Genomic DNA, 15735 nt, shown 5'->3' with positions numbered 1-15735 from the left:
GCGGCAGAGGGAGTACCAGCGTGTACGGGGATGGGCCCGCGCGCCCCGAAAGGTCAACGATCCGACCCGAATGGGGGTACTGGTGGGCGGAGGAAATGTGGGCGGTGGGTGAAGCTGCTAGACGCCACGCCGGGCCGGGAACCACGTTTCCTCGTCCTCGAACGCCGGACGGGCTGAAGGGTTTCGGGGGCGCGGGGCGAAGCCCCCGCCCCCAGGGCCGCGGGGAACTGCGCGCCCAGCCCCCGCACACCCGCGGACAAGGCCATGGCTACGCGGTTCGTACCTTCAAGGCTCGTGACAGGTCGTCGAGTTGGTCGACGAGTTTGCGGCGGAGGGCGGGGATGGGGTCGGCGTCACGGAGGCACGCTTCGCCGAGGGCGAGGGTTTCGGGGGTGACGGCGTGGACGGGGAACGCGTAGCGCCCGGCGGCATCGGCGATGGCGGGGCCGCGACGCGCGGAGACGGCGACGGCGTCGGCCCAGTAGCGCTCGACGTACTCCCTGACGAGGTGGGTCTGTTCAGGCTGCCAGAAGCCCTGGGCGGTGGCGGTGAAGAGGTAGTTGGAGAGGTGGTCGGAGGTGAACATCTCCTCCCAGGCGCGGCGCTTGGCCTCGGGGTCGGGCAGCGCGGCGCGGCAGCGGGCGGCGCCTTCCTGGCCGGTGGCGCTGGGGTCCTGGACGAGTTCGGCCTCGATGACGGCGTCGTCGATGGCGCCGAGGACGGCGAGCCGGCCGAGGATGCGCCAGCGCAGTTCGGGGTCGAGTTCGGGCCCGCCGGGGACGGTGCCTTCGGAGAACCAGGCGCTGATGGTGTCGGGGTGGGCGGCGACGTCGATGTAGTGGCGTACGGCGGTGAGGCGCAGGCCGGGGTGGGAGCCGTCCTCGGTGCGGCGGATGAGGTCGCGGCAGAGGTCGGTGAGGGTGGCGAGGGCGGTGGGGCGGTCCTCGGCGGGGAGGTAGCGGTCGGCGACCTGGGCGGCGGCGAACGACAGGATGCCCTGGACGAGGGCGAGGTCGCTCTCGTGCGGAAGGTGGGCGCGGGCGGCGTCGATGTAGGCCATGGCGGGCAGTTCGCCGTCGCGGACGGCGTCGCGCAGGGCGTTCCAGACGACCGCTCGGGTGAGGGGTTCGGGCAGTCCGGCGAGGGCGGTGCGCACGGCCTGGAAGGACTCGGGGTCGAAGCGGACCTTGGCGTAGGAGAGGTCGCCGTCGTTGAGGAGGAGCAGGGCGGGGCGCTTGCCGATCACGGTCGGCTCGGTCCCCGGGACGTCGGCTTCGAGGCGGTCGCGCAGGGTGAGGCGGCCTTCGACGCCGAGGTCGTGGTCGTAGAGGCCCACGGCGATGCGGTGCGGGCGGCTGCCGTGGTGTTCGACGGTGAGGGTGTGGGTGCCGTCGGGTCCGGCGGTGAGGGTGGGGGTGAGGGTGTCGACGCCGGTGGTGCGCAGCCAGGAGTCGGCCCAGGCGTGGACGTCGCGTTCGGTGGCGGAGGCGAGGTTGTCGATGAAGTCGGCGAGGGTGGCGTTGGCGAACTTGTGGCGGGCGAAGTGGGTGTTGATGCCGGCCAGGAAGTCCTTCTCGCCGAGCCAGGTGACGAGTTGGCGCAGGGCGGAGGCGCCCTTGGCGTAGGAGATGCCGTCGAAGTTGAGCATGGCGGACGCGGTGTCGGGGACGGCGTCCGGGTCGGGGGCGACGGGGTGGGTGGAGGGGCGCTGGTCGGCGTCGTAGCCCCAGGGTTTGCGGGTGACGCCGAAGTCGGTCCAGGTGTCGGTGAAGCGGGTGGCCTCGGTGAGGGTCTGGTAGCCCATGTACTCGGCGAAGGACTCGTTCAGCCAGATGTCGTCCCACCAGCGCAGGGTGACGAGGTCGCCGAACCACATGTGGGCCATTTCGTGGGCGATGACCATGGCGCGGGTCTGGCGTTCGGTGTCGGTGACGGCGGAGCGGTAGACGAACTCGTCGCGGAAGGTGACGAGGCCGGGGTTCTCCATGGCGCCGGCGTTGAACTCGGGGACGAACGCCTGGTCGTAGGAGTCGAAGGGGTAGGGCTCGTCGAACTTCTCGTGGTAGCGGTCGAAGCAGGCGCGGGTGACGTCGAGGATCTCGTCGGCGTCGGCGTCGAGGTAGGGGGCGAGCGAGCGGCGGCAGTGGATGCCGAAGGGCAGGCCACGGTGCTCGGTGCGGACGGAGTGCCAGGGGCCGGCGGCGACGGCGACGAGGTAGGTGGAGATCAGCGGGGTGGGGGCGACCTGCCAGCGGCCCTCTCCCAGGTGTTCGGTGACGCCGTTGGCGAGGACGGTCCAGCCGTCGGGCGCGGTCACGGAGAGTTCGAAGACGGCCTTCAGGTCGGGCTGGTCGAAGGCGGCGAAGACGCGCTGGACGTCCTCCATGAACAGCTGGGTGTAGAGGTAGGTCTCGCCGTCGGTGGGGTCGGTGAAGCGGTGCATGCCCTCGCCGGTGCGGGAGTAGCGCATCGTCGCGTCGACGCGCAGTTCGTGCTCGCCCGCGGTGAGGCCCTTGAGGGGCAGCCGGTTCTCGTCGAGGGTCTCGGGGTCGAGGGGCTGTCCGTCGAGGGTGACGGAGCGCAGTTCGGCGGGCTTCAGCTCGACGAAGGTGTCCGCGTCGGCGCGGGCGGTGAACCGGATGACGGTCAGGGAGTCGAAGGTCTCGTCCCCGTGGGTCACGTCGAGTGCGATCCCGTAGTGGTGGACGTCGAGGAGCTGGGCACGGGTCTGCGCTTCGTCGCGCGTCAGTACGGACATGGGGGACATGCTGCCTGATGGCTCGGACAGGACACAGGGCTGGTCCGGTATGCGGCCTTTGTTCGGCACGGTCGCGGCGGGATCGGCGCACTCAGGCGGTGCGGTCCTGCTCCCGCGCGTTCCGCGCGTCCCGTGACTCCCGTGCGTCCCGTGCGTCGGTGTGGCCGTCGCGTTGCGGGGGGACGCGGGTGTCGGGGTGGAGGCGGCCCGGGGCGGGCGGTGAGGCGCGTTCCGCGGTCCGGGCGCGTAACTCGCGCACCTCCGCCTCCAGGGCCCGGCGGCGCTGGTGGGTGTCGTACAGGTAGCGGACCTTGGTGCGCAGGGTCCAGGGGTCGACGGGTTTCATGACGAGGTCGGCGACGCCGAGGGCGAACGCGGTGGCGGACAGTTCGGTGTCCGGTCCGAAGCCGGTGAGCAGGATGACCGGGATGTGCTGGGTCTGTTCCACGCGGCGCATGTAGCGCACGACGTCGAGGCCGCTGACGCCGGGCATGCGCACGTCGAGGAGGAGCAGTCCGACCTGGCCGCGCAGTACTTCCTTGAGGGCGTCGTCGCCACTGGTCGCGCGGGTCACGAGGTGGCCCAGCGGGGCGAGGGCGCTTTCGAGCGCGTACAGCGTGTCCTCGTGGTCGTCGACGATGAGGATCTTGGCATCCGACGGCATGGCCCGACGTCCCCTCGATCGGCCACATGCCGGCCCGGGCCGGTACGGATGGGGGGCGGGTGCCTTGGACGGCGGGTGGCGGGTGCCCCGGAGCCCGTACGGACGGTCGGCCGGCATGTGCCATTGGCCTGACACCTGACAGGGAGTGCTCACGCAGGATGCACGCTGGGAGCGCCCGGTGTCACTCCCCCGTGGCCGCCGCGCCCCGCCCGGCACCGTCCGCGATGCTCTCGTGGTGCCGGATGACCTCGGCGATGATGAAATTCAGCAACTTTTCCGCGAAGGCCGGATCCAGCTTGGCGTTCTCGGCGAGGCGGCGCAGCCGGGCGATCTGGTGGGCCTCGCGGGACGGGTCGGCGGGCGGCAGCTGGTGGGCCGCCTTGAGATGGCCGACCTGTTGGGTGCATTTGAAGCGTTCGGCGAGCATGTGGACGACGGCGGCGTCGATGTTGTCGATGCTGTCGCGCAGCCGGGCGAGTTCCGCGCGCACGGCGGGGTCGACCTCGCCGCCCGCCCCGTCGTTGGTGTTGCTGGTGTCGCTGGTGGTCATGAGGAGCAACTTTACGTGGCGTGCGGGGGCTCGATCATGGGCGGATCGTCGGGGTCGGGTATGCGGTCGCTCCAGCCGCCGGGGAGGGTGCGGCCCTGCTGTTCGCGGAAGCGGACGGGGGCCATGCCGACACGGCGGGTGAACAGGCGGGAGAAGTAGGCGGGGTCGTCGTAGCCGACGCGTCGGGCGACCGCGGCGACGGGGAGTTCGGTGGCGGCGAGGAGTTCCTTGGCGCGGCCCAGGCGGATGCCGAGGAGGTAGTCCTTGGGGCTGCGGCCGGCTCCGCGGCGGACGGCGGCGCGCAGTTCGGCGGGGGTCATGCCGTGCCGGGCCGCGTGCTCGGCGACGGACAGCGGCTGGAACGCGTCACGGGCGAGGGCGTGCAGGACGGGGTCGCCGTCGGGGGCGAGGTCGGCGCGGGCGCGGCGCAGGGCGACGAGGAGTTCGTGGACGGCGGCGCCGGTCTCGACTTCGAGGAGGGGGTTGCCGCGGCGGGCGGCGCGGGCGATGCGGCCGACGGTGGCGCGGGCGCCGGTGGCGTCGGAGAGCGGCACGACGGGGCGGTCGGGTTCGATGTAGCCGAGTTCGGTGTACGTGGCGGTGGCGGGCCCGGTGAAGTCGACGAAGCACTCGTCCCAGCTGGGGTCGGGTCCGTAGTGGTGGGGTACGCCGGGGGTGAGCCAGAGCAGGGCGGGCGCGGTGACGGTGTGGTGGTGTCCGTCGGGGCCCCGGAACCAGCCGCCGCCCGCGCTGACGACGACGGCCACGTGGTGGTCGAGGGTGCGGGGCCCGACGGTGGGCAGTTCGCCGTACTGCAGGCCGACGCCGAGGCAGGCGAGGCCGAGCCGGTGGTGGACGGGAGCGGGGGAGAAATAGCGCATCCAGGTGTGGTGCATCCGCGGGCCTCCCCTCCTTCGCGCCCTTGCCGCCGGCGTCACTCTTTGGTCCAACCAGAGCTGATCTTTGTCCATGGACGTGGCCGCCGCCAGAGGTGAGGGTGAGCTCATGAGCGAGTTCACGGTGGGGGACACGGATTTTCTGCTGGACGGGCGGCCGGTGCGGCTGCTGTCCGGAGCGTTGCACTACTTCCGGGTGCACGAGGAGCAGTGGGGGCATCGGCTGGGGATGCTGCGGGCGATGGGGCTCAACTGTGTGGAGACGTACGTCCCGTGGAATCTGCACGAGCCGCGTCCGGGCGAGTACCGGGACGTCCAGGCGCTGGGCCGGTTCCTGGACGCCGTGCGGGAGGCGGGCCTGTGGGCGATCGTGCGCCCCGGCCCGTACATCTGCGCGGAGTGGGAGAACGGGGGGCTGCCGCACTGGCTGACGGGGCGGCTGCGCACCAGGGACGAGGAGTACGTGGGGCACGTGGAGCGCTGGTTCCACCAGGTGCTGCACGAGATCGTGCCGCGGCAGATCGACCGCGGCGGACCGGTGCTGATGGTGCAGGTCGAGAACGAGTACGGAAGTTACGGCTCCGACCAGGTGTATCTGCGGCGCCTGGCGGACGTGCTGCGCGCCAAGGGCGTGAGCGCCGCGCTGGTCACCTCGGACGGTCCCGAGGACCACATGCTCACCGGCGGTTCGATCCCCGGTGTCCTCGCGACCGTCAACTTCGGCTCCCGCGCACGCGCGGCCTTCGAGGTACTGCGCCGGCACCGGCCCGAGGGGCCGCTGATGTGCATGGAGTTCTGGTGCGGCTGGTTCGACCACTGGGGCGGCGAGCATGTCGTACGGGATGCGAAGGACGCGGCACAGGCGCTGCGCGAGATCCTGGAGTGCGGGGCTTCGGTCAACCTGTACATGGCGCACGGGGGTACCAACTTCGCGGGCTGGGCGGGGGCGAACCGGGGCGGGGGCGCGCTGCACGAGGGCCCCTTGGAGCCCGACGTCACCTCCTACGACTACGACGCGCCCATCGACGAACTGGGGCGTCCCACCGAGAAGTTCTGGCGCTTCAGGGAGATCCTGGGCGCGTACGCGGACGGGCCGCTGCCGGAGCTGCCGCCGGCGCCCGCGCCGCTCGGTGCGGGCGCGGACGTGGATCTTCGGGAGTGGGCCGCCCTGGACGCCGTACTGGAGACACTGGGCGGCCCGGACGCCGAGTACCCCGTTCCGCCCACCTTCGAGGAACTGGACGTCGACCGGGGCCTGGTGAAGTACGAGGTGACCGTCCCCGGTCCGCGGGCGCCGTACCCCCTCCTGCTGCGCGGGCTGCGGGACCTGGCGGTGGTGTACGTCGACGGTGTGGCGGCCGGTGTGCTCACCGAGGACGATCCGGGGCTCAAGGAGCCTGTCGCGGGGCACGCGCGAGTGGAGGCGTGGGTGGAGTCTCTGGGGAGGGTCAACTACGGTCCGCGTTCGGGTGAGCCGAAGGGCATCACCGGGGGGATGCTGCACGAGCGGCAGTATCTGCACGGGGTGCGGGCGCGGGGGCTGCGGCTTGACGCGTTCGACGGTGGGGGTGTGGGGCGGGTGCCGTTCGGGGGGCTGCCCGCGGAGGGTGGTCGCGGGCTGTACCGGGGCACCGTGGAGGTGCGTGGCGTCGGGGACGCCCTCCTGGAGCTTCCGGGCTGGACGCGGGGGTTCGTGTGGGTCAACGGGTTCTGTCTCGGGCGGTACTGGTCGGTGGGGCCGCAGCGGTCGTTGTACGTTCCCGGGCCGGTGCTGCGTGAGGGTGCCAACGAGGTGTGGGTCCTGGAGCTCCAGGCGCCGTCGCCGACGGCGCCGGTCCTGAGGGCCCCGGCATAACCCGACCGCCTTCTCTCGCCCCCGCCGCCCCTACCCGTCCCCTCCTCACTCGGGGGCTCCGCCCCCAAACCCCCGATCGGCCTGAACGGCCTCGTCCTCGAACGCCGGACGGGCTGAAGACGCGGGCCGGGGTGGGCGGGTCAACGGCCCCCGCCCGCCCTCGTCCTCGGCCGCCGGGCGAGTTGAAAGAAGCGGGCTGGGGTGGGTGGGGTGCGGCCTCCGGCCGTGGCCTCGGGCGCTGGACGACCGATGCTTTAGGGGCGCGGGGAACTGCACGCCCAGCCCCCACCGCCCGGCACCCGAGAACGTCGGCCGCGCGGGGACGTGGGGCGCAGCCCCACCCTCAGGGGCGCGGGGAACGGCGCGACCGGCCACCACCCACCCGCACCCGAACGACGACAACCGGACGGGCATCCGGGGCGCAGCCCCGTCCAAGGGGCGCGGGGAACGGCGCGACCAGCCACCACCCACCCGCACCCGAACGACGACAACCGGACGGGGATCCGGGGCGCAGCCCCGTCCAAGGGGCGCGGGGAACGGCGCGACCGGCCACCGCCCACCCGCACCCAAGGAACCCACCCGGGACCGGAGGGGCGCAGCCCCTACAGGGTGGACGCCGCTCTGGCTATGTCGGCGGCGAAGGTCGAGACCTCGGAGTACACCCCGGGATACCCCGGCTCCGCACAGCCCTGCCCCCAACTGACGATCCCGACCTGGATGAACGCCCCGGAGTCGTCCTTGCGGAACATCGGTCCACCGGAGTCACCCTGGCACGTGTCGACCCCACCCTGCTGCACGAACCCGGCACAGATCTCGTCGCCGGGCACAAGATCGCTGCCGTACGCCTGCTGACAGGCGGCGTCGCTGACGAAGGGGACGGTGGCCTTGAGGAGGTAGCGCTGCTGGGCGCCGCCCTCGCGCGCGGCGCCCCACCCGGCGATGGTGAAGTTGCCGTTGTTGTACGCGGTGGTGGTGGCGATCTTCAGTGTGGGCTGGTTGACGGGCGAGGCGAGCTTGATCAGCGCCCAGTCCTTGCCCTTGCCGTTGTAGCCGGGCGCCTGGAGCACCTTGGTCGACTTGACCTTGGTCGCGCCGCTGCTCTGGAGGTCGACGACGCCGGCGGTGGCGGTGATGGAGGTGTTGTTGCCGGAGCCGCTCACACAGTGCGCGGCGGTGAGGACGATCTGCTGGGTGTAGAGCGCACCGCCGCAGCCCATGGAGAGCCGGACCATGAACGGGAACTCTCCCTGCGCCGCGCGGGTGCCGCCGACGACGGGCGTGGGCGCGGCCTGCGCGGAGACGGGCTGGAGCGAGACGGTGGCGAGGGTGACGGCGCCGAGGGCGAGAACTCTCTTGAGGCCCGTGAACTTCTTCGTAGACTTCAACGTGCTTCCTCTCGTGGGGGGTTGGAAGCCCGACGGGGTCACACCGAGGCCGCGCGACACGACCGTCGTCGCACGCATCGAGTGACATGCACCCGCCAAGCCTTTGCGAATTATTTAGACACGGCGGCCCTCCGACAAGGACCCCATTTCAGCCAGCCGCGCCCCGCCACCCACCGGAACGGCGCTTAGAGTGGAACGCAGGAGGCCCGGCGTCTTCAGGGGGTACGGACGTGGCGAACGGCGGACCCGTCGAGCACGGCTTCCCGCATCTGGACACGGTGCGGGCATCGATCACCGCGCTCTACAAGCGGCTCTCGTACGACACCATCCACACCTTCGCGACCAGCGTGCCCCCCGCCGACGTGGCCTTCGGCGACATCGACGACCTGCATCTGGGCGCGCAGCGCGTGGCCCGCGAGATGGTGCGCCACTACCACCTCCCGGACGCCCGGCTGATCATCGGCTTCCGCGAGATGACCCAGGCGGCCAACGTCGAACTCACGGCGGGCCCCGAGTACTTCGTCGAACTGAACGACCGCTTCCGCACCCACCGCCGGGACATCGGCGCGGCCCTCGCCCACGAGGTGATGCACGTCTATCTGCACCGCCTCGACCTCTACTTCCCCGGCACGCGCGACAACGAGATCCTCACGGACACCGCGGCGACCTACCTCGGCGCGGGCTGGCTGCTTCTCGACGCCTACCGGGAGGACGCGGACTCCTCGCAGAAACTCGGCTACCTCACCCCGGAGGAGTTCGGCTACGTCCTCGCCAAACGCGCCCTGGTCTTCGGCGAGGACCCCTCGATCTGGTTCACCAGCCCGCAGGCGTACACGGCGTACACGCAGGGCATGGCGCAGGCCCGCCGTGACGAGCAGCAGCCCCCGCTGACCGCGGCCGGCTGGGCGGGCCGCCGCCGCTACGCGAAGGACCGACGGCACGCCCAGGACCAGCACGCACCGGGCCCGCACCCGGGTGTCCCCTACGCGTTCAGCCCCGACAGCCGCGGGCCCCTGCGCGTCTCCTTCCCCTGCCCGACGTGTCACCAGCGGATCCGCGTGCCGGTCCGGGGCCGGGTACGGGCGCGCTGCACGCTGTGCAGGACGGTGCTGGAGTGCGACACGTAGGAAACGCGACGCACGCGGGTGTGCGTGGGGGAGGTGAGACACAACACCCCCAAAGACTTTGCCTCTCGCGTCCTTCGCGAGCGAGGGTCGAAGGATGAGCACGAACGACCCCGCGGCACACCTCTTCACAGCTGTGCACGAGGGTGACGAGGACGCGGTGGTACGGCTGCTGCGCTCCGGTGTGAGCCCGGACGCGGTGGACGAGGACGGCCAGACGGCGCTGTATCTCGCGGCGGTCAGCGACCGGCCCGGCGTCGTACGGCTGCTGCTGGTGGCCGGGGCCGCGCCCGACCGGCTCAGCCAGGGCACGGACGCGCCGCTGTGCGGGGCGGCGTGCGGTGGGCACACGGAGGTCGTACGCGCCCTGCTGGCGGCCGGGGCCGCGCCGGACACGGTGGAGGAGTTCGGGTTCACGGCGCTGACGTGGGCGGTGCGGCTGGGGCGGGTCGCGGTGGTGGGGGAACTCCTCGCGGCGGGCGCGGACCCCGACCGCCCGGGCCCGACCGGTGAGCCCCCGCTCGTCGCGGCCGCCCGCCGTGGTTCACCCGGCTGTGTACGCGCCCTCCTGCGGCACGGAGCGCGGGCGCGGTCGGCGGCGCTCGCCGAGGCCCACCGCCGGCTCACCGCCGATGTGGAGACCGAGGTGCGCGCGGGCCTGGAGGAGACCTGGGGCCCGGGCCACCCCTCCGTCACCCACCGCTACCCGCAGGACGGCGGCATCACCGTGGAGGTCCAACTCCTCGACCCGGCCGGGAATCCCGTCGCGAGCAACGACCAGCAGACGGGCCATGCCGCGATAGCGACCCTTCTCGAATCCGCCCTCGGCATCACCGCGCCCGCCGCCGAACTGGCCGCCCGCGCCCTGCGTCCCGCCGACCCCGGCAACGACGACTGGACCGAGGCGGCGACGGCGCTGGGCCTGCGCGGCGACGAGGAGACGTTCCGGGCGGCGGTCGAGTGGTGCGCCGCCCCCGACCCCCTCCGCCAGGCCTTCGGCGCGGACGTACTGGGCCGCCTGGGCAATCCCCACGGCCTGCCGATCCTGCGCGTCCTCACCGGCGCGGCCGACCCCGTGATCCGCGACCGGGCGGCGAGCGCGCTGGCGCGGCTGAACTCCCCCGGCCCGTCCGGTCCTTGAACCACGCGCCCACAGGGACACGTCCTCGGGATACGACCTCAGGGACCGCCCTCAGGGACCGTCCCCAGGGATACGTCCTCACGGATGGAGGCGTCCCCTACCCCGCCCCGTACACCGCCCCCGGAACCTCCGCCTCCGCCAGCAGCTTCAGGGCCGTGTCGCCGGCCTCGGACGGGGTCCAGCGGGCGCCCTTGTCCGCGGTGGGGCCCGGCCGCCAGCCCTCCATGACGGTGATGCGGCCGCCCTCGGTCTCGAAGACGCGGCCGGTGACTCCGGTGCTCGCGCTCGCGCCGAGCCAGACGACGAGGGGGGAGACGTTCTCGGGGGCCATCGCGTCGAAGGAGTCGGCGCCAGGGGCCGCCATGGTGTCCGCGAAGGTGCGTTCGGTCATCCGGGTGCGGGCCGCGGGGGCGATCGCGTTGACCTGGACGCCGTAGCGGCCCAGTTCGGCCGCGGCGACCAGGGTCAGGCCGATGATCCCGGCCTTGGCGGCGCTGTAGTTGCCCTGTCCGACCGAACCCAGCAGACCCGCCCCGCTGCTGGTGTTGACGACCCTGGCCCGGGGCGTGCGGCCGTCCTTCGCCTCCGCCCGCCAGTGCGCCGCCGCGTGCTTCAGCGGCAGGAAGTGACCCTTGAGGTGGACGCGCAGCACGGCGTCCCAGTCGTCCTCGTCGAGGTTGACGAGCATCCGGTCGCGCAGGAACCCCGCGTTGTTGACGAGGGTGTCCAGGCGTCCGTACGTCTCCAGCGCGGTGCGTACGAGGGAGGCGGCGCCGTCGGTGGTGGCGATGTCGCCGCCGTGGGCCACCGCCTGTCCGCCCGCCGCCCGGATCTCCGTCACGACCAGCGCGGCCGGGCTGTCCGGGCCGGGCGTGCCGTCGAGGCCCACCCCGAGGTCGTTCACGACGACCCGCGCTCCCTCGGCGGCGTACGCGAGCGCGTGCGCGCGGCCGAGTCCGCGCCCGGCGCCCGTGACGATCACGACCCGCCCCTCGCACAGCAGCGGTCCACTCATCTCAGTCCCCCTTGTCGGACGTGCCGGCCTTGTTGGCGGTCGCCGCGTCCAGGAAGGCGGGCCGCTCGCCGCCGCCGTGGACGAGCAGTGAGGCCCCGCTGATGTACTTCGCCGCCTCCGAGGCGAGGAAGACCGCGGCCCCGCCGATGTCGGACGGGTCGGCGAGACGGCCCAGCGGGACGGTGCGGGAGACGGCCGCGATGCCGTCCTCGCCGCCATAGTGCAGATGGGAGAGTTCGGTGCGGACCATGCCGACGACGAGGGTGTTGACCCGGACGTCGGGAGCCCACTCGACGGCCATCGAACGGGCCAGGTTCTCGAGGCCCGCCTTGGCCGCCCCGTACGCCGCCGACCCGGGCGACGGCCGCGCTCCGCTCACGCTGCCGATCATCACGATCGATCCCCGGGCCCGTCTGAGGTGCTCGTACGCGGCGAGCGAGGCGGTCAGCGGCACGATGAGGTTCAGCTCGATCACGCGCGTGTGGCGCCCGGCGTCCGCCTCCGTCAGGGGACGGTAGGGCGCGCCGCCCGCGTTGTTCACCAGCACGTCGAGCCGGGGCAGCGCGGCGAAGAAGGCGTGCACGGCGGCCGGGTCGCGGAGGTCCACCGACACGAACTCCGCACCCTCCAGCGGTACGTCGGGGGGTCTGCGGGCGCAGACCACCACGTCCGCGCCCGCCTCGACGAACGACCGGGCGATCCCGGCCCCCACCCCACGGGTGCCGCCCGTGACGACGACGGTCCTGCCCCCGAGATCCAGGTTGTCCACAGGGCCTCCCGCCCGGATGCATTCACTGCTAGCTTCGAGAGTGCGCCTAACAAACGTTTGGTGGAATGGTCCTGAGGTGGAAAGGTAGCTGATGCGTCCATGGGTGTCTCCACCTCGTCCCCGGAAAAGGGGATTTCCGTCGTCACGGTCGACTTCCCACCGGTGAACGCGCTGCCGGTGCGCGGCTGGTTCGACCTGGCCGACGCCCTGCGCGCGGCGGGCCGCGACCCCGGCGTCCGGTGCGTCGTGCTGACGGCCGTGGGGCGCGGTTTCAACGCGGGCGTGGACATCAAGGAGATGCAGCGCGAGACCAGGGACAGCGGGGGCCATCGCGCGCTCATAGGGGCGAACCGCGGCTGCTTCGAGGCCTTCGCCGCGGTCTACGAGTGCGAGGTCCCCGTCGTCGCGGCGGTGCACGGCTTCTGTCTGGGCGGCGGGATCGGGCTGGTGGGGAACGCGGACGCGATCGTGGCGAGCGAGGACGCCACGTTCGGCCTGCCCGAGCTGGACCGTGGCGCCCTCGGCGCGGCCACGCATCTGGCCCGCCTGGTCCCGGGCCACCTGGTGCGCGCGCTGTACTACACCTCGCGCACGGCGACCGCCGCCGAGCTGCACGCGCACGGCTCGGTGTGGCGGGTCGTGCCGCGCGGGGAACTCCTGGGCGCCGCGCTGGACCTGGCGCGAGAGATCGCCGCCAAGGACGGCGAGCTGATCCGGCTCGCGAAGGCCGCGCTCAACGGCATCGACCCCGTGGACGTGCGCCGCAGCTACCGATTCGAGCAGGGCTTCACCTTCGAGGCGAACCTCGGCGGGGTCGCCGACCGTGTCCGCGACACCTTCGGAAAGGAGGGGGTCGACAGGTGAGCGACAAGACGATGACCACCGACGAGGTGGTCTCCCGGCTCCACAGCGGGATGACCCTGGGCATCGGCGGCTGGGGCTCGCGCCGCAAGCCGATGGCCCTGGTGAGAGCACTGCTGCGCACCGGGATCACCGATCTCACCGTGGTGTCGTACGGCGGCCCGGACGTCGGCCTGCTCGCCGCCGCGGGCCGGATCCGCAGGCTCGTCACCGCCTTCACCACCCTCGACTCGATCCCGCTCGAACCGCACTACCGGGCGGCGCGCGAGCGCGGGGCGTTCGAGCTGATGGAGGTCGACGAGGCGATGTTCATGTGGGGCCTGCACGCCGCCGCGAACCGGCTGCCCTTCCTCCCCGTCCGGGCCGGGCTCGGTTCGGACGTGATGCGGGTCAACCCCGGCCTGCGCACGGTCACTTCGCCGTACGCCGATGCCTCCTCGGGGGTACGGGAGGAGCTCGTCGCCATGCCCGCCCTGCGCCTGGACGCGGCCCTGGTCCACATGAACCGCGCCGACCGCCTGGGCAACGGTCAGTATCTGGGCCCGGACCCGTACTTCGACGACCTGTTCTGCGAGGCGGCCGACGCCGCGTACGTCTCGTGCGAGCGCGTGGTCGACACGGCGGAGCTCACCAAGGAGGCCGCCCCGCAGACCCTGCTGCTCAAGCGGTCGAGCGTGACGGGCGTCGTCGAGACTCCGAACGGCGCGCACTTCACGTCCTGCGCCCCCGACCACGGACGCGACGAGCCCTTCCAGAAGCTGTACGCCACCACGCCGTACGCCGAGTTCGCCGCGCGCTTCCTCGCCGACGACGAACAGGCCTACCAGTCCGCCGTACGGGCCTGGCACAAGGAGCAGCGATGAGCCCCGCGTCCACCCCCGCCCCCGGCGCCCCCTCAGCCGAGGTCTCCCGGGCCGAGTACTGCGTGATCGCCTGCGCCGAGGCCTGGCGGGACAACGGCGAGGTGCTCGCCGCCCCCATGGGCTCCGTCCCCTCCATCGGCGCCCGTCTCGCCAAGCGCACCTTCTCCCCCGATCTGCTGCTGACCGACGGTGAGGCGATGCTCGTCGGCCTCGACGGCACCCCGGAGGGCTGGCTGCCCTACCGTCAGCACCTGACCATGGTCACCGGCGGACGCCGGCACGTGATGATGGGCGCGAGTCAGCTCGACCGCTTCGGCAACCAGAACATCTCCTGCATCGGTGACTGGTCCAGGCCCACGCGCCAGTTGCTCGGCGTGCGCGGCGCGCCGGTCAACACCCTCAACAACCCGACCAGTTACTGGGTCCCCAGGCACTCGCCGCGCGTCTTCGTCGAGCGGGTCGACATGGTGTGCGGGGTGGGGTACGACCGTGCGGCCGCCGCGGGCCCGAGCGCCACCCGCTTCCATCGCATCCCGCGCGTGGTGAGCGACCTCGGTGTCTTCGACTTCGCCACCCCCGACCACTCGATGCGGCTCGCCTCACTGCACCCGGGCGTCACCGTGGAACAGGTGCGGGAGGCCACGGGCTTCGGGTTGTCGGTCCCCGACGAGGTGCCCCGCACCCGCGAACCGACTCCCGAGGAGCTGAGGCTGATCCGCGAGGTCATCGATCCGGGCGGCGCCCGGGACCGAGAGGTCAGGAGCTGATGGAGACCGCGCTCACCCGCCTCGTCGGTGTCCGTCACCCCGTCGTGCAGACCGGTATGGGCTGGGTCGCGGGCCCCCGCCTGGTGTCGGCGGCGGCGAACGCGGGGGCGCTGGGCATCCTGGCCTCCGCGACGATGACCCTCGACCATCTGAGAGAGGCCATACGCGAGGTCAGGTCCCGTACGGACGCGCCGTTCGGGGTGAATCTGCGCGCCGACGCCGGGGACGCGGGCGAGCGGGTACGGATCATCGTCGACGAGGGGGTACGGGTCGCGTCGTTCGCCCTCGCGCCCTCCCGCGAGCTGATCACCGAGCTGAAGGAGGCGGGTGTGGTCGTCGTCCCCTCCGTCGGGGCGCGCCGGCACGCCGAGAAGGTGGCCGCCTGGGGCGCGGACGCGGTGATCGTGCAGGGCGGCGAGGGCGGCGGCCACACCGGCGAGGTCGCGACGACGGTGCTGCTGCCGCAGGTGGTGGACGCGGTGGACATCCCGGTGGTAGCGGCGGGCGGTTTCCACGACGGGCGGGGGCTGGTCGCGGCGCTGGCGTACGGGGCGGCGGGCATCGCCATGGGCACCCGTTTCCTGCTCACCTCGGACTCGACCGTTCCGGCCGCGGTGAAGGCGCGGTACCTGGCGGCGACGGTCAGGGACGTCACGGTCACGACGGCCGTGGACGGCCTCCCCCATCGCATGCTGCGCACGGACTTCGTCGACTCCTTGGAGAGGTCCGGCCGGACGAGCGCCCTCGTCCGGGCCGTCCGCCGGGCCGCCGGCTTCCGGCGGATCTCCGGCCTGACCTGGTCGCGGATGGTCCGCGACGGACTCGCCATGAAGCACGGCAAGGAGCTGACCTGGAGCCAGGTGCTGCTCGCCGCGAACACGCCGATGCTCCTGAAGTCGTCGATGGTGGACGGGCGCACGGACCTGGGCGTGATGGCGTCGGGGCAGGTCGCGGGGGTGATCGAGGATCTGCCGTCGTGCAAGGAGCTGGTCGACCGGGTGATGGCGGAAGCCCGGGAAACCCTCGGCGCCCTGGCGGTCGTGGGTGCTTCGACGCCCGGGTGACCGAGTCGGCCAAGCAGCCTCGG

Annotated in this window: 14 protein-coding genes; 7 read left to right on the top strand and 7 right to left on the bottom strand. The window is 72.4% G+C overall.

Going from position 1 to position 15735, the window contains the following annotated elements; translation table 11 throughout:
- Nucleotides 1-268 precede the first annotated feature (268 nt).
- The 4 genes from pepN to ACZ69M_RS29585 all read right to left on the bottom strand — a co-directional run bounded on the left by pepN (nt 269) and on the right by ACZ69M_RS29585 (nt 4868).
- Complete coding sequence (pepN, locus tag ACZ69M_RS29600) at nt 269-2767, bottom strand: aminopeptidase N (RefSeq protein WP_470054529.1); 2499 nt, start codon at nt 2765-2767, stop codon at nt 269-271.
- Nucleotides 2768-2849: 82 nt separating this feature from the next.
- Entirely contained in the window at nt 2850-3422 is a 573-nt protein-coding gene (locus ACZ69M_RS29595; protein ID WP_470054527.1) for a response regulator, read from the bottom strand.
- Between the two features lie 181 nt (nt 3423-3603).
- Entirely contained in the window at nt 3604-3972 is a 369-nt protein-coding gene (locus tag ACZ69M_RS29590; protein ID WP_470054525.1) for a chorismate mutase, read from the bottom strand.
- Between the two features lie 11 nt (nt 3973-3983).
- The gene (locus tag ACZ69M_RS29585) at nt 3984-4868 is read right to left on the bottom strand and encodes a helix-turn-helix transcriptional regulator (protein WP_470054523.1); all 885 of its coding nucleotides are present in this window, start codon (nt 4866-4868) and stop codon (nt 3984-3986) included.
- Nucleotides 4869-4977: 109 nt separating this feature from the next.
- Between ACZ69M_RS29585 and ACZ69M_RS29580 the strand changes: the two genes are divergently transcribed.
- Entirely contained in the window at nt 4978-6723 is a 1746-nt protein-coding gene (locus ACZ69M_RS29580) for a glycoside hydrolase family 35 protein (protein WP_470054521.1), read from the top strand.
- Nucleotides 6724-7325: 602 nt separating this feature from the next.
- Here the strand turns inward: ACZ69M_RS29580 and ACZ69M_RS29575 are convergent.
- A complete protein-coding gene (locus ACZ69M_RS29575; RefSeq protein ID WP_470054519.1) occupies nt 7326-8108 on the bottom strand; it encodes a S1 family peptidase in 783 nt (260 codons plus the stop codon).
- 230 nt (nt 8109-8338) lie between these two features.
- On the opposite strand from ACZ69M_RS29575, the gene ACZ69M_RS29570 reads away from it, so the two are divergent.
- On the top strand, nt 8339-9235 hold the full coding sequence (locus tag ACZ69M_RS29570; RefSeq protein ID WP_470054517.1) for a hypothetical protein: 897 nt from the start codon (nt 8339-8341) through the stop codon (nt 9233-9235).
- Between the two features lie 94 nt (nt 9236-9329).
- Entirely contained in the window at nt 9330-10373 is a 1044-nt protein-coding gene (locus tag ACZ69M_RS29565; RefSeq protein WP_470054515.1) for an ankyrin repeat domain-containing protein, read from the top strand.
- A 97-nt stretch (nt 10374-10470) separates the two neighbouring features.
- On the opposite strand, the gene ACZ69M_RS29560 is transcribed toward ACZ69M_RS29565, so the two are convergent.
- Nucleotides 10471-11388, bottom strand: coding sequence for an SDR family oxidoreductase (locus ACZ69M_RS29560; protein ID WP_470054513.1), 918 nt, complete (start codon nt 11386-11388; stop codon nt 10471-10473).
- A gap of 1 nt (nt 11389) precedes the next feature.
- Nucleotides 11390-12148, bottom strand: a complete 759-nt coding sequence (locus ACZ69M_RS29555) for an SDR family oxidoreductase (protein WP_470054979.1) — start codon at nt 12146-12148, stop codon at nt 11390-11392.
- Nucleotides 12149-12256: 108 nt separating this feature from the next.
- On the opposite strand from ACZ69M_RS29555, the gene ACZ69M_RS29550 reads away from it, so the two are divergent.
- From ACZ69M_RS29550 to ACZ69M_RS29535, 4 genes are read left to right on the top strand one after another with little or no spacing between them, the layout of a single operon-like run.
- Nucleotides 12257-13021: an enoyl-CoA hydratase family protein gene (locus ACZ69M_RS29550; RefSeq protein ID WP_352046522.1), complete on the top strand. Its 765-nt coding sequence runs from the start codon at nt 12257-12259 to the stop codon at nt 13019-13021.
- Nucleotides 13018-13881: a CoA transferase subunit A gene (locus tag ACZ69M_RS29545; protein ID WP_470054511.1), complete on the top strand. Its 864-nt coding sequence runs from the start codon at nt 13018-13020 to the stop codon at nt 13879-13881. The genes ACZ69M_RS29550 and ACZ69M_RS29545 overlap by 4 nt, the downstream gene beginning before the upstream one ends.
- On the top strand, nt 13878-14648 hold the full coding sequence (locus tag ACZ69M_RS29540; protein WP_470054510.1) for a CoA-transferase subunit beta: 771 nt from the start codon (nt 13878-13880) through the stop codon (nt 14646-14648). Before ACZ69M_RS29545 ends, ACZ69M_RS29540 begins: the two co-directional genes overlap by 4 nt.
- Nucleotides 14648-15712: an NAD(P)H-dependent flavin oxidoreductase gene (locus ACZ69M_RS29535; protein WP_470054509.1), complete on the top strand. Its 1065-nt coding sequence runs from the start codon at nt 14648-14650 to the stop codon at nt 15710-15712. The genes ACZ69M_RS29540 and ACZ69M_RS29535 overlap by 1 nt, the downstream gene beginning before the upstream one ends.
- Nucleotides 15713-15735: the final 23 nt, after the last annotated feature.

Source organism: Streptomyces sp. NPDC107454, assembly GCF_055582885.1.
This window is presented reverse-complemented; position numbering and strand designations above follow the sequence as displayed.

What these genes read in the sequence shown, in the direction of transcription:
- ACZ69M_RS29590 (WP_470054525.1), bottom strand. Translation starts at nt 3,972, where the DNA reads ATGACCACCAGCGACACCAGCAACACCAACGACGGGGCGGGCGGCGAG.
- ACZ69M_RS29560 (WP_470054513.1), bottom strand. Translation starts at nt 11,388, where the DNA reads ATGAGTGGACCGCTGCTGTGCGAGGGGCGGGTCGTGATCGTCACGGGC.
- ACZ69M_RS29565 (WP_470054515.1), top strand. Translation starts at nt 9,330, where the DNA reads ATGAGCACGAACGACCCCGCGGCACACCTCTTCACAGCTGTGCACGAG.
- ACZ69M_RS29540 (WP_470054510.1), top strand. Translation starts at nt 13,878, where the DNA reads ATGAGCCCCGCGTCCACCCCCGCCCCCGGCGCCCCCTCAGCCGAGGTC.
- ACZ69M_RS29580 (WP_470054521.1), top strand. Translation starts at nt 4,978, where the DNA reads ATGAGCGAGTTCACGGTGGGGGACACGGATTTTCTGCTGGACGGGCGG.
- ACZ69M_RS29595 (WP_470054527.1), bottom strand. Translation starts at nt 3,422, where the DNA reads ATGCCGTCGGATGCCAAGATCCTCATCGTCGACGACCACGAGGACACG.
- ACZ69M_RS29585 (WP_470054523.1), bottom strand. Translation starts at nt 4,868, where the DNA reads ATGCACCACACCTGGATGCGCTATTTCTCCCCCGCTCCCGTCCACCAC.
- ACZ69M_RS29550 (WP_352046522.1), top strand. Translation starts at nt 12,257, where the DNA reads ATGGGTGTCTCCACCTCGTCCCCGGAAAAGGGGATTTCCGTCGTCACG.
- ACZ69M_RS29535 (WP_470054509.1), top strand. Translation starts at nt 14,648, where the DNA reads ATGGAGACCGCGCTCACCCGCCTCGTCGGTGTCCGTCACCCCGTCGTG.
- pepN (WP_470054529.1), bottom strand. Translation starts at nt 2,767, where the DNA reads ATGTCCCCCATGTCCGTACTGACGCGCGACGAAGCGCAGACCCGTGCC.